The sequence below is a fragment of the Variovorax sp. J2L1-78 genome (assembly GCF_030317205.1).
GTDB lineage: Bacteria > Pseudomonadota > Gammaproteobacteria > Burkholderiales > Burkholderiaceae_C > Variovorax > Variovorax arabinosiphilus.
In genome coordinates this window covers 638187-657009 of sequence record NZ_JASZYB010000004.1, presented here as the reverse complement: position 1 = coordinate 657009, position 18823 = coordinate 638187, and the positions used below count along the sequence as shown (strand labels likewise).

The window sequence follows — 18823 nt, the reverse complement described above, 5'->3', positions numbered from 1 at the left end:
AGAGTGACGTGTCAAAGAAATCACGGTAGCACGCTTTGTGCCGCCTTGCATCGCTTCGGGCATCATGGCCCGATGACCGGTTTCATCGATACACACTGTCACCTGGATGCCCCGGAGTTCGGCGACGAAGGCCCCGCCGTGCGGGCACGGGCCGAGGCCGCCGGCGTTGCGCTGTGCGTCATTCCCGCGGTGGCGGTCTTCAACTTCGCGACGGTGCGCACGCTGGCACATGCGCAGGGCGACGCCTATGCGCTGGGCATCCATCCGCTGTGCACCGGCGACGCGAACGAGGCCGACCTGCAGACGCTCGATGCCGAACTGACGGCGCGCCGCGGCGATCCGCGCCTGGTCGCCGTGGGCGAGATCGGGCTGGACTACTTCGTGCCCGATCTCGACGGGCCGAAACAGGCGCATTTCTTCCACACGCAGTTGCAACTCGCCCGCGCGCACGACCTGCCGGTGATCATCCATGTGCGCCGCTCGGTCGATCAGGTGCTCAAGCACCTGCGCCAGGTCGGTGCGGGGCGTCCATGGCGGGGCATCGCGCACGCCTTCAACGGCAGCGAGCAGCAGGCCAAGGCGTGTCTCGACCTCGGCCTCAAGCTGGGCTTCGGCGGCACCGTGACCTTCGACCGTGCGCTGCAGGTGCGCCGGCTGGCCACCTCGCTGCCGCTCGATGCGATCGTCATGGAGACCGATGCGCCGGACATCCAGCCGCACTGGCTCTACCGCACGCAGGAGGAGCGCCAGGCCGGCGCGGTGCAGGGCCGCAACGAGCCGGCCGAGTTGCCGCGCATTGCCGCCGTGCTGGCGCAACTGCGTGGCATCACGATGGAGGAACTCGCACAGGCGAGCACGCGCAATGCGCTCGATGCATTGCCTGGCCTGTCTGCATTGCTGTCGTCGTCAGGCGCTGGTCAGGCACGTCTGTAGGTCGACATGCCGTCGTTGAAAAAAATCAGTGACGTTCGCGTGCGGGCTGTCATCCGCCTCTTCGCGTCGCCCGTTGTCCGATCAGTGCGGCATGGCCGTAACTACAACGCAACAAGGAGCTTTCCATGACCTCGTCTCTCTTCCGTTCCATCCCTGCCGTGCTCGCACTGGGCATCGCTTCGATCGGCTTCTCTGCCGCCGCGCAAACGCCGGCACCGGCACCGGCCGTGGCCCCTGCCACCGCACCGGCACCCACCGTGACCGAGAAGGTCAAGACCGGCACCAAGAAGGCCTACCACGCCACCAAGCGCACCGCCAAGAAGGCCGGTCACGCCACGGCCAGCGGTGCGAAGAAGGCGGGCGGCGCGGTCGCCAGCGTCGGCCACAAGACGGCGGACGGCATGCGCAGCGCCGGCCACAAGATCGGTGAGAAGATCCCCGGCACCGCCGAGAATGAAGCCGCCAAGAAGCCCTGACCCTGCGACCGGCATCGACCGGGACGCACCCTCGAAGAACCCGCCGCGGCGGGTTTTTTCTCGTTCGCCGTCCGATGCCGTGTCGCTCGAGGGCCTGGCGCCCGTGGTCTCGCCAGACACCGTGGTGCTGGTGCTGGGCAGCTTCCCGAGCGCGCGCTCGCTGGCGGAGGGGCGCTACTATGCCCACCCGCAGAACCACTTCTGGAAGATCTTGCAAGCCCTCTGGCCCGCCCATCCCCTGCCTCCGGGCACCGCATCCGCCGAACGCGCCGGCTGGTTGACGCAACATGGCCTCGGCCTGTGGGACGTCTATGGCAGTTGCCAGCGCGAGGGCAGCCTCGACACGTCGATCCGCGACGCGGCGCTCAACGACTTCGCGCACCTCGATGTGCCGCGGCTCGCCGCCATCGCGCACAACGGCGCCGAGAGCTTCCGCCATGCGCCGAGGGTGATCGATGCCCTGCGCGAGAGCGGCCACGGCGTGCTGCCGGCCTACAAGCTGCCGTCGACCAGCCCCGCGCACGCGGCCATGTCCTTCGAGCGCAAGTGCGAGGCCTGGCACCACGTGTTCGCACAGCATGGGCTGGTCGCGTGATGGCGGCGCGCACACCGGCCCTGCCCGAGGTCAACTTCTCCGACTGGGGCGACATCCGCTACCTGCACCTCGGCACGGAATGGGTGCAGGGCTCGATGAAGCTCGACGCGCCCTTCGAGATCGAACTGGAATACGTGCAACGCATGATGGCCTGGCTGCTCTTCGTGGAGCCATCCAGCGTGATGAACCGCCATGCGATGCAACTGGGCCTGGGCGCGGCCACGCTCACCAAGTTCAGCCGCAAGCAATTGCGCATGCGCACCACGGCGGTCGAACTCAACCCCCAAGTGGTCGCGGCCTGCCGCGGCTGGTTCAAGCTGCCGGCCGACGACGCCAAACTGCGCGTGGTGCTGGCAGATGCCGGCACCGAGATTCGCAAGGCCGAGTGGCAGGGCACGGTCGATGCGCTGCAGGTCGACCTGTACGACCACGAGGCCGCCGCGCCCGTGCTCGACAGCGAAGGCTTCTATGCCGACTGCCGTGGCCTCTTGACCGAGGACGGCTGCATGACGGTCAACCTCTTCGGCCGGTCGTCGAGCTACGAACGCAGCCTCGAGAAGATCGCCGCCGCCTTCGGCACCGAGGCCGTCTGGGCCTTCAAGCCGACGCGCGAAGGCAACACCGTGGTGCTGGCGCAGCGCACGCCGACCCGGCCCAAGCGCGATGCACTTGCCGAGCGGGCGCAGACCATCCAGACTCGCTGGGGTCTGCCCGCGCCGAAATGGCTGCGCGTCTTCAAACCCATGTCATGAGCGCCGTCTCGCCACCTGCCGCCGCTGCCCGCCACGAGGGTCCGCTCGAGCTGCGCCTGCTGATCGAATGGCTCGCCAGCGATGGCGTCATCTCGCCGCACGAGGCCAAGCGCACCATCGCGCGCTGTGCGCAGGCCGAGAGCCGGCAGGCGCCGTTGGTGCGCCTGGCGAACGTCGCGATGACACGCGAGAAGGACGGCAAGCCGCTCGACCTGGAGATGCTGACCGAATGGCTGGCCGGGCGCGCCGCGCTGCAGTACCTGCGCATCGACCCGCTCAAGGTCGACGTGGGCAAGGTGGCCGACACCATGAGTGCCGCCTACGCCGAGCGCCACAAGGTGCTGCCGGTGCAGGTCACGCCGAGCGAGGTGGTGGTGGCCACGGCCGAGCCCTTCCTCACCGACTGGATCTCCGAGGTCGAGCGCCAGTCGCGCCGCGCGGTGCGTCGCGTGGTGGCCAACCCGGCCGACATCCAGCGCTACACGGCGGAGTTCTTCGCGCTGGCCAAGTCGGTGCGGGCGGCGCAGAAGGCCGGCGGCAACGCGGGCGGCGCGAGCTTCGAGCAGCTGGTGGAGCTCGGCAAGAGCAACAAGCAGCTCGACGCCAACGACCAGAGCGTGGTGCAGGTGGTCGACTGGCTCTGGCAGTACGCCTTCGACCAGCGCGCCAGCGACATCCACCTGGAGCCGCGGCGCGAGCAGGGCGTGGTGCGCTTTCGCATCGACGGCGTGCTGCACCCGGCCTACCAGATGCCCATGGGCGTGATGAACGCAATGGTCGCGCGCATCAAGTTGCTCGGCCGCATGGACGTGGTGGAGAAGCGCCGGCCGCTCGACGGCCGCATCAAGACCCGCAACATGCGCGGCGACGAGGTCGAGATGCGCCTGTCGACGCTGCCCACCGCCTTCGGCGAGAAGATGGTGATGCGGATCTTCGACCCCGACACCGCGGTAAAGGACCTCGACGCGCTGGGCTTCGCGCAGCACGACGCCAAGCGCTGGGAACAGCTCGTCACGCGGCCGCACGGCATCATCCTGGTGACCGGGCCGACCGGCTCGGGCAAGACGACCACGCTGTACTCCACGCTCAAGCGGGTGGCGACCGAGGAGGTCAACGTCAGCACCATCGAGGACCCGATCGAAATGATCGAGCCGTCCTTCAACCAGACGCAGGTGCAGCCGCAGCTGGACTTCGGCTTCACCGAAGGCCTGCGCGCGCTGATGCGGCAGGACCCGGACATCATCATGGTCGGCGAAATCCGCGACCTCGCCACCGCGGACATGGCGGTGCAGGCGGCGCTCACCGGCCACCTGGTGTTCAGCACGCTGCACACCAACGACGCCCCCAGCGCGATCACCCGGCTGATGGAGCTGGGCGTGCCCTCGTACCTGATCAACGCCGTGATGCTCGGCGTGCTGGCGCAGCGGCTGGTGCGCACGCTGTGCCCGCTGTGCAAGCAGCCCGACGAGTCGGTCACGCGCGAGAAGCTCGCCGAATTCGTCGCGCCCTGGCAGATCACCGGCTCGGTGCGCGCCTACCGGCCGGTGGGTTGCGTGGACTGCCGCATGACCGGCTACATGGGCCGCATGGGCCTGTACGAACTGCTCAGCATCAGCGAGGAGTTCAAGGCGCGCGTGAACAAGGAGCCGGTCCTCTCGGCCCTGCGCCGCCAGGCCGTCACCGACGGCATGCGCCCGCTGCGCCTGGCCGGCGCGCTGCGCGTGGCCGAAGGCGTGACGACCATCGAGGAAGTCCTGAGCGCGACGCCTCCGCTGGACTAGGCGTTTGGGGGTAACCCTAACTCCACGCTAGGTGGAATCCACATCGATCCTGACGGGATGCTGACCACACAATCGGCCGTTCGAATTTTTTCGAGGAGATTGTTCGTGAAAATCAAAAGTCAGAAGGACTTCTTTGCGGGGTTGATGTTCACCCTCGTCGGGATCGCCTTCGCATGGGGTGCGACAACCTACAACGTGGGCAACGGCGCGCGCATGGGCCCGGGCTATTTCCCGATGATGCTGGGCATCGTGCTGGCCGTGCTGGGTCTCGTCGTGATCTTCAGCGCCCTGACCATCGAGACGGTCGACGGCGACCCGATCGGCAAGATCGCGTGGCGGCCGCTGGGCTTCATCATCGGCGCCAACCTGATCTTCGGCGTGCTGCTCGGCGGCGTCGTGGCATGGGGGCTGCCCGCCATGGGCCTGATCGCCGCGATCTACGCGCTGGTGCTCATCGCCGGCCTGGCCGGGGAGCAGTACAGCTTCAAGGCCAGTCTGATCCTTGCCACGATCCTCGCGATCGGCAGCTACCTCGCCTTCGTGGTGGCGCTCAAGCTGCAGTTCCAGGTTTGGCCCACCTTCATTTCGGGCTGAGACACACACCATGGACCTGATCAACAACCTCTCCATCGGCTTCACCGCGGCGTTCACGCTGCAGAACCTGATCTATTGCTTCGTCGGCTGCCTGCTGGGCACGCTGATCGGCGTGCTCCCCGGCATCGGCCCGGTCGCGACCATCGCGATGCTGCTGCCCGCGACCTACGCGCTGCCGCCGGTGGCCGCGCTCATCATGCTGGCCGGCATCTACTACGGCTCGCAGTACGGCGGTTCCACCACCGCCATCCTGGTGAACCTGCCCGGGGAGTCGTCCTCGGTGGTGACCGTGATCGACGGGCACCAGATGGCCAAGCAGGGGAGGGCGGGCCCCGCACTCGCTGCCGCTGGCCTGGGCTCCTTCTTCGCCGGTTGCGTCGGCACGCTGATCCTGGCCGCCTTCGCGCCGCCGCTGACGGAGCTGGCCTTCAAGTTCGGCCCGGCCGAATACTTCTCGCTGATGATCCTGGGCCTGATCGGTGCCGTGGTGCTGGCCTCGGGCTCGCTGCTCAAGGCCATCGCGATGATCGTGCTGGGCCTGCTCATCGGCCTGGTCGGCACCGACGTGAACTCGGGCGTCGCACGCTTCAGCTTCGACATCCCGGAACTGACCGACGGCATCGGCTTCATCGTGATCGCCATGGGTGTGTTCGGTTACGGCGAAATCATCGCCAACCTGTCGCGTCCCGAAGAGGAACGCCAGGTCTTCACCGCCAAGGTGCACGGCCTGTGGCCCACGAAGGACGACTTCAAGAACATGCTGCCGGCCGTGCTGCGCGGCACGGCGCTCGGTTCCTCCCTGGGCATCCTGCCCGGCGGTGGCGCGTTGCTGTCGGCCTTTGCGGCCTACACGCTCGAGAAGAAGATGAAGCTCAAGGCCGGCGAAGTGCCGTTCGGCAAGGGCAACATCCGCGGCGTGGCCGGCCCCGAGGCCGCCAACAACGCCGGTGCGCAGACCTCCTTCATCCCGCTGCTGACGCTCGGCATTCCGCCGAACCCGGTGATGGCGCTGATGGTGGGCGCGATGACCATCCACAACATCCAGCCTGGCCCGCAGGTGATGACCAGCAACCCGGAACTGTTCTGGGGCCTGATCGCCTCGATGTGGATCGGCAACGCGATGCTGATCGTGCTGAACCTGCCGCTCATCGGCATCTGGATCAAGCTGCTGTCGATCCCGTACCGCTGGCTGTTCCCGGCCATCGTGCTGTTCTGTGCGATCGGCGTGTACTCGACGAACAACAACGTGTTCGACATCTGGATGGTTGCCATCTTCGGTGTGGTGGGCTACACCTTCATCAAGCTCGGCTGCGAACCCGCACCGCTCTTGCTGGGGCTGATTCTCGGGCCGATGATGGAAGAGAACCTGCGCCGGGCGCTGCTGCTGTCGCGTGGCGACTGGAGCGTGTTCATCACGCGGCCGATCTCGGCCGGCCTGCTGGCGGCGGCGGTGCTGCTGCTGGTGATCGTGCTGCTGCCCTCGGTCAAGTCCAAGCGCGAGGAAGCCTTCGTCGAGGACTGAACGTCGCCTGCGCCTCGCGCGCCGCTCCCAAGCCCCGTGCGCCTCGGCCTACGGGGCTTTTGTTTTTCGGCCGGCGCAAGCGAGCGTGCCGCGCATCAGATCTTCATGTGCTGGCGCGCCATCGCAAGAAAGGCCATCGCCGCGGGACTCAGCGGGTGCTTGGCCAGCCGGATCGCCACGACCGGAAATTCCAGTGCGGGGCGCACGATGCGCACCGCGCGCAGCCGGGCCGGCATCAGCACGTCGACATAGTGCGGCAGCAACGCGACACCGGCGCCGGCTTGCACCAGTCCGAAGGCGGTCGTGAGCATCGACACGTGGTGCACGACCGTTGGATAGACGTTGGCCGCGCTCGCGAGTTGGCGGCTGATGGCGCGCCAGACGTTGGCGTCGGGGTTGACGTGGATGAACGGAAGCCCGTCGAGCGCGTGGCCCTCGATCTCGGCGTGCCGGGCGAGCGGATGGTCGTCGCGCATGAAAAGCGCCATCGCTGCGCTGAACAGGGGTTCGGTCGCGAGTCCGGAATGCTTCTGTCCGATGTCGGAGCCGAAGCCGAGGTCGGCCTCGCGCGACAGGATGCGCGACATCATCTGTTCGGCCGTGCTGTCCAGCAGCGTGGCGGTGAGTTGGGGATGCGCCTGCGAGAAGCGCCCTAGCACCGGCGGCATCAGCGTGCCGGCCGTCAGGTGACCCACGGCCAGCACCACGCGCCCCTCGCTGAGTTGCGACTGCGAGCGGCAGACCCCGACCGACTCATCGACCAGCCGCAGCGCGCGCTGGGCCGTGTCGGCCATCATCTGGCCCGCATCGGTCAACCGGATGCGTCGGCCCCGGACCACCAGCGCCTGCCCGAGTTCTTCCTCCATGCGGCGCACCAGATGGCTGATGGCTGGTTGCGTCAGTTGCAGAGCCTCGGCGGCCAGGGTGAAGCTGCCGGTCTCCGCGATGGCGGCGAGCGCGCGCAGCTGCTGCAGCGAAACGACCTCGAGGCCCTGCTTTGCCATAAAGAATGTTCATAGTTGAATAAGCAGGATTATCTGTGTGCATGGTGTTGCGGTGCATAGCATGCTGGGCTTCTCCATCCCGTCCAGAATCCAACCCATGAATCGCACTCGATTTCTCCAAGGCATGGCGCTCGCGATCTTTATCGCTGCATCGGCCGCCAGCTTCGCGCAGCCGGGTTACCCGAACAAGCCGATACGCCTGGTCGTGCCTTTCCCCGCGGGTGGTGCGACCGACCTGTTCGCGCGCACGCTGTCGCAGAAGATGGGCGAGAAGCTCGGCAACTCGGTGGTCGTCGACAACAAGCCCGGTGCAGGCGGCGGCATCGGCTCGGACCTGGCGGCCAAGGCCCCCGCCGACGGCTACACGCTGCTGCTGGCGACCACCAGCACGCATTCGATCGGACCGGCGCTGAACGCCCGCCTGCCGTACGACACGGTGCGCGACTTCACGCCGATCGACCACGTCGGCAATGCGCCCAGCATCATGCTGGTGCCGAACAACTCGCCTGCCAAGACGGTGCGCGACTGGATCGACTACGCCAGGAAGAACCCCGGCAAGCTCAACTACGCGTCGAGCGGCAACGGCACCATCGTCCAGCTCACGGCGGAGCTCTTCAAGTCGCAGGCCGGCGTGTTCGTCACGCACATCCCGTACAAGGGCACCGCGTTGGCCATTCCGGACCTGATCGCGGGCAACCTCGACGTGATGTTCGATTCGCTGCCCACCGGCATGCCGCATGTGCGCGACGGCCGTCTGCGCGCGCTCGGCGTGACCTCGCTCAAGCGCAGCCCGCTCGCGCCGGAGCTTCCACCGATCGCCGACACCTTGCCGGGCTTCGAATCGAGCACTTGGTTCGGCCTGTACGGTCCGAAGGGGCTGCCCGCCGACATCGTCGCGCGCATCAACACCGCGGCCAACCAGGCGCTGGCCGACCCGGAGGTCAAGGACAAGCTCGCGCGCCTGGGCATCGAGCCGGTCGGCAGCACGCCGCAGCAGCTCGCGAAGATGGTGGCCGAGGATGCGGCCAAGTGGAAGAAGATCGTCATCGACCGCAAGATCGTCAATGAATAAGAAGGCTCTCTCATGAATTTCGACTACGCCAACCCCTACCGTTCCACCCGCATTCCCGTCTTTGCGCGCAACGTCGTCTCGACCTCGCACCCGCTCGCCGCGCAGGCCGGCGTGCGCATCCTGCAACAGGGCGGCAATGCGGTCGATGCGGCCGTGGCCACGGCCGCGGTGATGACGCTGGTCGAGCCGGTGAGCAACGGCCTGGGCAGCGACGCCTTCTGCATCCTGTGGGACGGCAAGGAACTGCACGGCCTCAATGCCTCGGGCTGCGCGCCGCAGGCCTGGACGCCCGACTACTTCCGCCGCAAGCACGGCGACGGCGCTACCACGCCGCCGCAGCGCGGCATGGACTCGGTGACGGTGCCCGGTGCCGTCGGCGGCTGGATGGCGCTGTCGGAGCGCTTCGGCAAGCTGCCCTTCGAGGCGTTGATGGCGCCGGCCATCGAGATCGCCGAGCGCGGCTACCTGGTGCCGCCGGTGGTTCAGCAGAAGTGGGCCGCCGCGACACCGATCCTGCAGGGCCAGCCCGGCTTTGCGGAGAGCTTCCTGCCCTGGGGCCGCGCGCCGAACGTCGGCGAGCTGTTCCGCTTCCCGGCGGCGGCACGGGCGCTCAAGGCCATCGCCGCCACGCGTGGCCAGGCCTTCTACAACGGCGAGATCGCCGAGGCGCTGGAGGCCTTCTCCGACGCCAACGGCGGCAAGCTCAAGGTGCGCGACCTCGCCAACTGGAAGCCCGAGTGGGTCACGCCGACCGCGCAGGACTACCGCGGCCACACGCTGCACGAGATTCCGCCCAACGGCCAGGGCATCGCGGCGCAGATCGCGTTGGGCATCCTGCAGCACTTCGACATGGCGGGCATGGCGGTCGACAGCGTCGCGTTCCAGCATGTGCAGATCGAGGCCATGAAGCTGGCCTTCGCCGACACCTACCGCTACGTGTCGGAGCCGTCGTCGATGACGGTGACCCCCCTGCAGATGCTCGATGCCGGCTACCTCGCATCGCGTGCCAAACTCATCGACATGAAGAAGGCGCAGGATTTCAAGGCGGGCAACCCCATCAAGGGCGGCACCATCTACCTCACGGCCGCCGACGAGAGCGGCATGATGGTGAGCTTCATCCAGAGCAATTTCATGGGCTTCGGCTCGGGCTGCGTGGAGCCGAGCTTCGGCATCAGCCTGCAGAACCGCGGACACGGCTTCAGCCTGAACGCCGACAGCCCGAACGTGGTGGCACCGGGCAAGCGGCCCTTCCACACCATCATCCCGGCCTTCCTCACGAAGGACGGCCAGCCGGTGATGAGCTTCGGCGTGATGGGCGGCAACATGCAGCCGCAGGGCCACATGCAGACGCTGGTGCGCATGCTCGACCACGGCCAGAACCCGCAGGCCGCCTGCGACGCGCCCCGCTGGCGCTTCAACAAGGGGCTGGAGATCAATGCCGAAGGCAGCATGGACCCGACAACGGTGCAGGGGCTGCAGGCACTGGGCCATCAGGTCGACGTGATCGAGGATTCGTACCAGGACTTCGGCGCCGGCCAGTTCATCTGGCGCGCTGGCGACCCGGCCGCCGAGGGCTACATCGCCGCCAGCGACCCGCGCCGCGACGGCCAAGCTGCGGGGTATTAGACCCACCCCGATGCGGCGCACTTCGTGTCGCCGCTTCCCCTCAAGGGGCGATACCGGCGGCCCGGCAAAGCCGGTTCCGCGGTATCCCTGAAACAGACCTACGTGACCTCATCGATCGTTCATCCATCACCGGCGCAGAAGCCGCTCGCTGCTGGCCTGGCCCTGGCCACCTTCGGCGCCATCGCCTTCAGCGGCAAGGCGATCATCGTCAAGCTGGCCTACCGCTACGGTGTCGACGCGGTCACGCTCATCATGCTGCGCATGCTGTTCGCGCTGCCGCTCTTCGTGGCCATGGCGTGGTGGGCCGGGCGCGGCAAGCCGCCGCTGACGCGGCGCGACTGGCTCGGCGTGCTGGGCCTGGGCTTCTCGGGCTATTACCTCGCGAGCTTTCTCGACTTCGCGGGGCTGGCGTACATCACGGCCAGCCTGGAGCGGCTCATCCTGTACCTCAACCCGACGCTGGTGCTGCTGTTCGGCTGGATCGTCTACCGCCGCCGCATCACGCGCTGGCAGATGCTCGGCATGGCCATCAGCTACGCTGGCGTGTTCCTGGTGTTCGGGCACGAGGTTCAAGTGGGGCAGACCGCCGCGGCCGCGTGGGGCACGCTGCTGGTGTTCCTGAGCGCGGTGAGCTATGCGGTCTACCTGGTCGCGAGCGGCGAGTTCGTCAAGCGCCTGGGCTCGCTGCGCCTGGTCGGCCTGGCCACCAGCGTGGCGTGCCTGCTGTGCATCGCGCAATTTCTGGTGTTGCGGCCGGTGAGCGGGCTGCTCGAGCTGGCGCCGCAGGTCATCTGGCTATCGGTGCTCAATGCGACCCTCTGCACCGCGGTGCCGGTGCTCTCGGTCATGATGGCGATCGAACGCATCGGTGCGCCCATGGCCGCGCAGACCGGCATGGTCGGGCCGATGTCGACCATCCTGATGGGTGTGGTGATCCTTGGCGAACCGTTCACCGCGTGGACCGCGGCCGGCACGGTGCTGGTGATCGCCGGAATTTTTGTCTTTACACGAACAGGGCGCTAGCCCGGAGGAACTCACATGGATCTCGGAATCGCGGGCCGCACGGCCCTGGTATGCGGTGGCAGCAAGGGCCTGGGCCTGGGCTGCGCCGAAGCGCTGGTGCGCGAAGGCGTGAACGTGGTGGTGGTGGCGCGCGGCGCCGACGCCCTGAAGGCGGCGGCCCAGCGGCTCGAAGCCGCCGCGGCCGGCTCGCCCAAGCCTTTCGTGAAGACGGTCGCGGCCGACATCACGACGCCCGAAGGCCGCGCCGCCGCCTTCGCCGCGCATGCCGACTACGACATCGTCGTGACGAACGCCGGCGGCCCGCCGCCCGGCGACTTCCGCGACTGGGACCGCGAGGCGTGGATCAAGGCGGTCGACGCCAACATGCTCACGCCCATCGAACTCATCAAGGCCACGGTCGACAGCATGGCCGCGCGTGGCTATGGCCGCATCGTGAACATCACCTCGAGCTCGGTGAAGTCGCCGATCGACATCCTGGGCCTGTCCAACGGCGCGCGCAGCGGCCTCACGGGCTTCGTGGCCGGCGTGGCGCGCACGGCGATCGCAGCCAAGGGCGTGACCATCAACAACCTGCTGCCGGGTTCCTTCGACACCGACCGGCTGAAGGGCAACATGGCGGGTGCGGCGCAGAAGTCGGGCCTGGACGTTGACACCGTGCGCGCCAACCGCCAGAAGACGATTCCGGCCGGCCGCTTCGGCAACCCCGAGGAATTCGGCGCCGTCTGCGCCTTCCTGTGCAGCCTGCAGGCGGGCTACATCACCGGCCAGAACGTGCTGACCGACGGCGGCGCCTACCCCGGCACGTACTGACCCCTGCGCTGGCGCCCCGAGGCTCAGTTGATCGCGAAGGCGAGCGCCACGGCGCCGATCGCCAGGCCAGCCAGCCCGAACAGGAACAGCAGCTCGGCCCGGCGTTCATGCCGCACGCCGGGCGGCCCCGCGCGGATCGACATGAAGGACAGCACGGCGCTGGCCAGAAAGACCAGCGCGTCGATGGCCAACAGCTTGTCGACCGCCAGCCGGGCGCTCGTCGTGTGGCCCAGGTGGCCGATCGTCAGGACCGTCATGCAGGCCCCGATCATCGTGGCCGAGGTCGGCAGGATGTGTGCCGACAGTCCACGCGCGGGCGGGGTGTCCTGCATGGGCGCCGTCACGTGGGCGCGTGCGTGGCCGACCGCGCGGTCGAGCCCGTGGCCGCCATGTCGGTGTTCGCCGGCCACAGCAGCAAGGCTTTCGCGGGCGCGCCCGGCAGTACCGTCAACTCCTGCTTGAGCGTCTGCGCCGACAGGGTCGCCTCGACCTCGTAGCGGCCGGGCGCCAGGCGGGCCATCAGGAAAGGCCCGGTGGCCAGCACGTTGTCGAGCACGGCGCGCCCATTCTGGTCACGCACCGTGACGCGCACGTCGGCGGCGAAGTCGGCGCGCGTATGGTCCTTGACGGCGAACTCGAGCGTCGCCGGCCAGCGCGGCGACACGGTTTCCATGAACTGGGCCTCGTCGCTGCCGATGCCACCGCTCATGTACTCGACGCCGTGCGTCATGTGGATCGGCGGATTGTCGACCGCGTGGGCTGAAAGGGCGGCGAACAGGGCGCCGCCGCACAGAACGGCCGTCAGCGGCCGCAGCTTTCGAGAGACGTTCATGCTGGTACTCCTTGCGTGGGATGTTCCACGGGGAGCACTGTGGTCGGCGGGACTTAAGCCGGTCTTAAGAAGCCGGCGCGGCCATCAGCGCACCGACGTTCGACGCGACGACAGCACGATGCCGCCCACGATCAGCGCGAAGGCCGCGCCGTGGTACCCATGCGGCATTTCGCCCAGGAACAGGGCCGACAGCAGCGCCGCGAACAACGGCGTCAGGTTGAGGAAGAAGGCGGCCATCTTTGGGCCGGCGCGCTGCGCGCCGGCCCCCCAGCAGCGAAAGGCCAGGATCGCCGGGCCCACCGCGATGAAGACCAGTGCGGCAGCCAGCCACCAGCTCCAGTGCACATACATCGCGCCGGCCGCCCATTCGCCGGCGGCGAACAGACCCGACCACCCCAGGCCGAACACCATCTGTGCCATGAGGAAAGCCGACCAGTCCTGGCGCAGGCCCGCGGGCTCGGTGGTGCCCACGAGCATCCAGCTGTACACCGACCAGGCGAGCACGGCCAGCAGGATGTAGAGGTCGCCCGGCACCAGCCGCAGCGCGGCCAGATGGCGCCAATCGCCCTGGCTCAGCACCAGCAGCACCCCGAGCATCGAGACCACCGCGCCAGCGATCTCGAAACGTGTGGCGCGCTGGCCGAAGAAGAGCGTACCGATCAGCAGCATCCAGAACGGCGCGCTGGAGGTGACCAGCGTCACGTTCAGCGGCGTCGAGGTCTGCAGCGCCAGGTACTGGAAGGCGTTGTAGATGCCCACGCCCAGCAGGCCGAGCACGCTGTAGCGCCGCCAGTGGCGCCACATCGGATGGTCGCGCCGCAGCACCCCATGCGCCATCGGCAGCAGCACGACGAAGGCCAGCACCCAGCGGATGAAGTTCAGCGTGAGCGGCGAGGCCACGTCCTTCAGCAGGCGGCCGAGCACCGCGTTGGCGGCCCACAGCAGCGGTGGTGTGGCGAGGAGGAGGATGGTGGCGGGGGTGAGGCGGGACGGCTGCATGGACGCGAGGAGGGACGGACCGCCCGATTGTCCCCTCTGCACGCGACGAGCCCGGCCGTGGCAGGATCGCGGGCTGTCGACCCCGTCCTTTCTGCAGGAGACCTTTCCCCATGAGCAAAGCCGTTCGCATCGACCGCCCCGGCGGTCCCGAGGAACTCCAGATCGTCGATGTCGAGGTCGGCGAGCCCGGCCCCGGCGAAATCCGCATCCGCCACAAGGCCGTCGGCCTCAACTTCATCGACACCTACCAGCGCAGCGGGCTCTACCCGTTCGCGATGCCGCTGCAGTTGGGCATGGAGGCCTCGGGCGTGGTCGAGGCGGTGGGTGAGGGCGTGGTGCATCTGCAGCCCGGCGACCGTGCCGCCTATGCCAGTGGACCGCCCGGCGCCTACAGCGAAGCGCGGGTGATGCCCGCCAAGACCGTGTGCAAGCTGCCCGATGCGATCTCCTTCGAGACCGGCGCGGCCATGATGCTCAAGGGCCTGACCGTGCAATACCTGCTGAAGAAGACGCTGCCGGCCGAAGGCCTGCAGCCGGGCGACTTCATCCTGTTCCATGCCGCGGCCGGCGGCGTGGGCCTGATCGCCTGCCAGTGGGCCAAGGCGCTGGGCCTGCAGCTCATCGGCACGGCGGGCTCCGACGCCAAATGCCAGCTGGCGCTGGACCATGGCGCGGCGCATGCGATCAACTACAGCACCGAGAATTTCGCCGAGCGCGTGAAGGCGATCACCGGCGGCAGGGGCGTGAAGGTGGTGTACGACTCGGTCGGCAAGGACACCTACGAAGGCTCGATCGACTGCCTGCGCCCCTTCGGCCTGCTGGCGGTCTTCGGCAACGGCTCGGGCCCCACGCCCCCGATCAACCTCGGCCTGCTGGCCTCGAAGGGCTCGCTCTACGTGACGCGCCCGACGCTGTTCACGCACATCGCCACGCGCGAGGCCACGCAGGCCATGGCCGACGACCTGTTCGCGGTGGTGCAGAGTGGCGCGGTGAAGATCCCGATCGCGCAGCGCTACGCGCTGGAAGACGTGCAGCAGGCGCACCGCGACCTGGAAGCGCGCAAGACCACCGGCTGCACGATCCTCACGCTGTAGTCGCCGCGGTCTCGCGCACCAGCCGCCACACGCGCTGCGCCAGCGGCGACGGCGCGCGGTTGCGGCGGTGCACCAGCATCACCCGGCGCTCGATGCGCGGCACCAGCGGCAGCGACACGAGCGTGCCGAGCCCGCCGGGCGGCACGGCCAGCGCCGGCATCACGCTGATGCCGATGCCCGCCTCGACCATGCGGAACACCGTGGTCGGGTGGCCCAGCTGCTGTGCCACCTCGGCCTGCACGCCGTGGGCGGCCAGCGCATCGTCGATCAGCCGGCGGCTGCCCGACGCGTGGTCGAGCAGCACGAGCGGATGGCCCGCCAGCGCCGACCAGCGCACCGTCTTGCGCGCGGCCAGCACATGGCCCGCGGGCACCACCAGCACGAAGGGGTCGTTCAGGATCGTCTCGGCCGTGAGGTCGTCGGTCGACGAGGGCTCGATCACCACGCCGAAGTCCACCTCGCCGGTGCGCACGCTGTCGAGCGCGTCCTGCTGGATGCGGTCGAGCAGCACCAGCTGGATGTCGGGCTCCTGGCGCGCGCAGGCCGCGATGCAGGCCGGCATGAGCTGCGCCGACAGCGTCGGGCTGCTGGCCACGCGCACCTTGCCGCGCCGCGCGCTGGCCATGCCGCGTACGTCGAGCAGCGTCTGGTCGAGTTCGTCGAGCACGCGCTCGAGCCGGGCCGCGAGCGACTGGCCGGCGTCGGTCAGCACCACCTCGCGCGTGGTGCGGTCCAGCAGCTTCAGGCCAACCTGCGATTCGAGCTCGAGGATGGCGCGGCTCACCGCCGGCTGCGTGAGCGCGACCGCGTCGCCCGCGCGGCTGAAGTTGCGCTCGGCTGCGACGGCCAGGAAGACGCGGAGCTGGCGCAGCGTGACGTTCATGCGCCAGAATCATATATCTATCAGATAAATCCATTTCTCTTCTGGTGACGTCCGAGGCCCAATGCACCCATGGCCCGTTCACGCTACCTCCCAGACAACTTCACCCTCGCCCTCGTCACGACGGTGGCGCTCGCCAGCCTGCTGCCCGCCTCGGGCAGCATGGCGCACTTCTTCGAGCGTCTCACCAGCGTGGCAATCGGCCTGCTGTTCTTCCTGCATGGCGCCAAGCTCTCGCGCGAGGCGATCGTCCAGGGCGTCGGCCACTGGCGGCTGCACCTGCTGGTGCTGGCCTGCACCTTCGTGCTGTTCCCGGCGCTCGGCCTGGCGCTGCGGCCGGTGCTCGAACCCCTGGTGACGCCCGCGCTCTACACCGGCGTGCTCTACCTCTGCGTGCTGCCTGCCACCGTGCAGTCGGCCATCGCCTTCACCTCGCTGGCCCGCGGCAACGTGCCGGCCGCGATCTGCAGTGCGTCGGCCTCGACGCTCCTCGGCGTGTTCGTCACGCCGCTGCTGGTGGGCCTGATCGTGACGACCGGAACCAGCAGTTCGGCATCGCTCGACGCCATCGGCCGCATCCTGCTGCAGCTGATGGCGCCTTTCGTGGTCGGCCACCTGCTGCGGCCGTGGATCGGCGCCTGGGTCAAGCGCCACGCGTCGACGCTCACGCTGGTCGACCGGGGCTCGATCCTGCTGGTGGTCTACACGGCGTTCAGCGCGGCGGTCATCGAAGGGCTGTGGAAGCAGGTGTCGCCCACGGCGCTGGCCGGCCTGCTGGTGGTGCTGGCCGTGCTGCTGGCGATCGCGCTGAGCTCGACGACCTGGCTGGCGCGCAAGTTCGGCTTCGACAAGGCCGACGAGGTGACCATCGTGTTCTGCGGTTCCAAGAAGAGCCTCGCGAGCGGCGTGCCGATGGCACACGTGCTGTTCGCTGCCAGCACTGTGGGCACCATCGTGCTGCCCGTGATGCTCTTCCACCAGATGCAGCTGATGGTCTGCGCGGTGCTGGCGCAGCGCTATGCGCGCCGTCCGGTGGAAGACGACGCGCCGGGAGCCGTCGCCAAGCCGGCCTGAGCGACGGCGCCGCTCAGTCGTTCAAGGGTTGTCGAGCGGGTGCAGGCGCGATTCGCGCAGCCGGCTCGGCGCCAGCGCGCCGGCCGAGTCGAGGATCGGGTAGGCGATCGAGCAGATGTGCGAGTTGATGCGTTTCAAGTCGCTGATCAGGTCGATGTGCAGCGAGCTGGTTTCCATGCTCGGCGCGGTGCGGTCCATCAGCCGGCTCAGGTGGGTGCTGGCGTAGGCGCGTTCGAGGTCGCGAAAGCGCGCCTTTTCCTCCAGCAGCTTCTGCGCGTCGCGCACGTTGCCGTTGAGGAAGACGCTCATGCCCAGCCGCAGGTTGGCCACCAGCCGTTCGTGCAGCTCGACGATCTCGGCCATGCCGGCCGGCGAGAAGTTGCGCTGGGGCTTGATCTTCTTGTCCTCGATGTCGATGATCACGCGCTCGATGATGTCGCCCACCTGCTCCATGTTGATGGTGAAGCTGATGATGTCGGTCCAGCGCTTGCTCTCTTCCTCGCCCAGCGCCTCGCGCGAGATCTTCGTCAGGTAGTACTTGATGTCGGAGTAGAGCCGGTCGACCGTGTCGTCGAGCTTGCGCAGCTCGTCGGCCAGCTTCAGGTCGTTGTGGCGGATCACGTTGAGCATGCCGATGAGCATGGTCTCGACCACGTCGGCCTGGTGCAGCGCCTCGCGCGCGGCGTTCGAGATGGCGAGCGACGGCGTCGACAGGGCCGACGGGTCCAGGTGCTGCGGCCGGGCCGTCGACGAGCCCTCTTTGGGCACCGGCAGCAGGCGCTTGACCAGCTCGGCCACCCAGCCCGTGAGGAAGATGAAGCCGATGCTCACGACCACGTTGAAGGCCAGGTGGTAGAGCACGACCAGTTGCGTCGCATCCGACACGTAGGGCCGCACGTACTGCAGGTACATCCCGACGAAGGGCGCCGCCACCGCCACGCCGAGCAGCTTGAAGAGCAGGTTGCCCACGGTCACCTGCCGCACCGCGATATCCGACTTGGCGGTGGTCAGCACCGCCAGCACGCCGCTGCCGAGGTTGGCGCCTAGCACCAGGCCCAGTGCCACGTCGAGCGGCACGACCGCCGAGCTGGCCATGGCGGCCACCAGCAGCACCACCGCCAGGCTCGAATAGGCCACCACGGCCAGCGCCGCGCCGATGGTGATCTCCAGCAGCACGTCGCTGCTGATGGACACCAGCACCGCGCGCATGGCCGGCGAATCGAACAGCGGGCCGGTGGCCTGCACCACCAGCTGCAGCGCCAGCAGCATCAGGCCCAGGCCGATCAGGATGCGGCCGAAGCGGCCCGCCGCGCTGGCAGGCCGGGTGATCGAGAACACCACGCCCGTGAAGATGAAGAGCGGCGACAGCCACGACAGGTCGGTCGAGAACAGCACCGACATCAGCGCCGTGCCCACGTCGGCCCCGCGCATCACGGCCAGCGCCGCGGGCAGGGTGATGAGCCCCTGGCCGACGAAGGAGGAGGTCATCAGCGAGGTCGCGGTGCTCGACTGCACCAGCGCCGTCACACCGATGCCCGACAGGGCCGCGGTGAAGCGGTTGCGCATGCTGCGCGCCAGGAACTTGCGCAGGTTGCCGCCGAACACGCGCAGTACGCCGGTGCGGACCAGGTGGGTGCCCCAGACGAGGAGCGCGACTGCTGCCAGCAGGTTCAGCAGATGTTTCATGGGCGGCGGATGGCTTTCTCTTTTCTTGTTCGAGCCTCGATTGTCAGCACGGGTCGTGTGGCAAGGCGTC

19 protein-coding genes are annotated in these 18823 nt (G+C 68.3%); 13 read left to right on the top strand and 6 right to left on the bottom strand.

Going from position 1 to position 18823, the window contains the following annotated elements; genetic code table 11:
- Window positions 1–72 precede the first annotated feature (72 nt).
- From QTH86_RS25775 to QTH86_RS25745, 7 genes are all read left to right on the top strand, one after another.
- Window positions 73–933, top strand: coding sequence for a TatD family hydrolase (locus QTH86_RS25775; RefSeq protein ID WP_286649015.1), 861 nt, complete (start codon window positions 73–75; stop codon window positions 931–933).
- A 125-nt stretch (window positions 934–1058) separates the two neighbouring features.
- A complete protein-coding gene (locus QTH86_RS25770) occupies window positions 1059–1409 on the top strand; it encodes a hypothetical protein (RefSeq protein WP_286649014.1) in 351 nt (116 codons plus the stop codon).
- Window positions 1387–2004, top strand: a complete 618-nt coding sequence (locus tag QTH86_RS25765) for a DNA-deoxyinosine glycosylase (protein ID WP_286649013.1) — start codon at window positions 1387–1389, stop codon at window positions 2002–2004. The genes QTH86_RS25770 and QTH86_RS25765 overlap by 23 nt, the downstream gene beginning before the upstream one ends.
- Window positions 2004–2756 carry a class I SAM-dependent methyltransferase gene (locus QTH86_RS25760; protein ID WP_286649012.1) on the top strand — a complete coding sequence of 251 codons (753 nt, stop codon included), beginning with the start codon at window positions 2004–2006 and terminating at the stop codon, window positions 2754–2756. The genes QTH86_RS25765 and QTH86_RS25760 overlap by 1 nt, the downstream gene beginning before the upstream one ends.
- Complete coding sequence (gene tfpB, locus QTH86_RS25755) at window positions 2753–4537, top strand: type IV pilus assembly ATPase TfpB (protein ID WP_286649011.1); 1785 nt, start codon at window positions 2753–2755, stop codon at window positions 4535–4537. Before QTH86_RS25760 ends, tfpB begins: the two co-directional genes overlap by 4 nt.
- Window positions 4538–4642: 105 nt before the next feature.
- The gene (locus QTH86_RS25750; protein ID WP_286649010.1) at window positions 4643–5131 is read left to right on the top strand and encodes a tripartite tricarboxylate transporter TctB family protein; all 489 of its coding nucleotides are present in this window, start codon (window positions 4643–4645) and stop codon (window positions 5129–5131) included.
- Window positions 5132–5141: 10 nt separating this feature from the next.
- A complete protein-coding gene (locus QTH86_RS25745; RefSeq protein ID WP_286649009.1) occupies window positions 5142–6653 on the top strand; it encodes a tripartite tricarboxylate transporter permease in 1512 nt (503 codons plus the stop codon).
- Window positions 6654–6748: 95 nt separating this feature from the next.
- On the opposite strand, the gene QTH86_RS25740 is transcribed toward QTH86_RS25745, so the two are convergent.
- Window positions 6749–7657: a LysR family transcriptional regulator gene (locus QTH86_RS25740; RefSeq protein WP_286649008.1), complete on the bottom strand. Its 909-nt coding sequence runs from the start codon at window positions 7655–7657 to the stop codon at window positions 6749–6751.
- 97 nt (window positions 7658–7754) lie between these two features.
- Between QTH86_RS25740 and QTH86_RS25735 the strand changes: the two genes are divergently transcribed.
- From QTH86_RS25735 to QTH86_RS25720, 4 genes are all read left to right on the top strand, one after another.
- Complete coding sequence (locus QTH86_RS25735) at window positions 7755–8729, top strand: tripartite tricarboxylate transporter substrate binding protein (RefSeq protein ID WP_286649007.1); 975 nt, start codon at window positions 7755–7757, stop codon at window positions 8727–8729.
- A 12-nt stretch (window positions 8730–8741) separates the two neighbouring features.
- Window positions 8742–10355 (top strand): gamma-glutamyltransferase family protein, encoded by a 1614-nt coding sequence (locus QTH86_RS25730; RefSeq protein WP_286649006.1) that lies wholly within the window; start codon window positions 8742–8744, stop codon window positions 10353–10355.
- A gap of 102 nt (window positions 10356–10457) precedes the next feature.
- Complete coding sequence (locus QTH86_RS25725) at window positions 10458–11378, top strand: DMT family transporter (protein ID WP_286649005.1); 921 nt, start codon at window positions 10458–10460, stop codon at window positions 11376–11378.
- Between the two features lie 15 nt (window positions 11379–11393).
- Window positions 11394–12188 carry an SDR family oxidoreductase gene (locus tag QTH86_RS25720; protein ID WP_286649004.1) on the top strand — a complete coding sequence of 265 codons (795 nt, stop codon included), beginning with the start codon at window positions 11394–11396 and terminating at the stop codon, window positions 12186–12188.
- Between the two features lie 23 nt (window positions 12189–12211).
- Here the strand turns inward: QTH86_RS25720 and QTH86_RS25715 are convergent, their stop codons facing one another.
- The 3 genes from QTH86_RS25715 to QTH86_RS25705 form a co-directional block, all read right to left on the bottom strand.
- Complete coding sequence (locus QTH86_RS25715; RefSeq protein ID WP_286649003.1) at window positions 12212–12520, bottom strand: hypothetical protein; 309 nt, start codon at window positions 12518–12520, stop codon at window positions 12212–12214.
- An 8-nt stretch (window positions 12521–12528) separates the two neighbouring features.
- Entirely contained in the window at window positions 12529–13020 is a 492-nt protein-coding gene (locus QTH86_RS25710; protein WP_286649002.1) for a hypothetical protein, read from the bottom strand.
- Between the two features lie 84 nt (window positions 13021–13104).
- Window positions 13105–14019, bottom strand: coding sequence for a DMT family transporter (locus QTH86_RS25705; RefSeq protein WP_286649001.1), 915 nt, complete (start codon window positions 14017–14019; stop codon window positions 13105–13107).
- Window positions 14020–14129: 110 nt separating this feature from the next.
- Here QTH86_RS25705 and QTH86_RS25700 point away from each other — a divergent pair, with 110 nt between their 5' ends.
- Window positions 14130–15113 (top strand): quinone oxidoreductase family protein, encoded by a 984-nt coding sequence (locus QTH86_RS25700; RefSeq protein ID WP_286649000.1) that lies wholly within the window; start codon window positions 14130–14132, stop codon window positions 15111–15113.
- On the opposite strand, the gene QTH86_RS25695 is transcribed toward QTH86_RS25700, so the two are convergent.
- Complete coding sequence (locus QTH86_RS25695) at window positions 15103–15996, bottom strand: LysR family transcriptional regulator (RefSeq protein ID WP_286648999.1); 894 nt, start codon at window positions 15994–15996, stop codon at window positions 15103–15105. The genes QTH86_RS25700 and QTH86_RS25695 overlap by 11 nt on opposite strands.
- Window positions 15997–16065: 69 nt before the next feature.
- On the opposite strand from QTH86_RS25695, the gene QTH86_RS25690 reads away from it, so the two are divergent.
- A complete protein-coding gene (locus QTH86_RS25690; RefSeq protein WP_286648998.1) occupies window positions 16066–17067 on the top strand; it encodes a bile acid:sodium symporter family protein in 1002 nt (333 codons plus the stop codon).
- 21 nt (window positions 17068–17088) lie between these two features.
- On the opposite strand, the gene QTH86_RS25685 is transcribed toward QTH86_RS25690, so the two are convergent.
- Window positions 17089–18753, bottom strand: a complete 1665-nt coding sequence (locus QTH86_RS25685) for a Na/Pi cotransporter family protein (protein WP_286648997.1) — start codon at window positions 18751–18753, stop codon at window positions 17089–17091.
- Window positions 18754–18823: the final 70 nt, after the last annotated feature.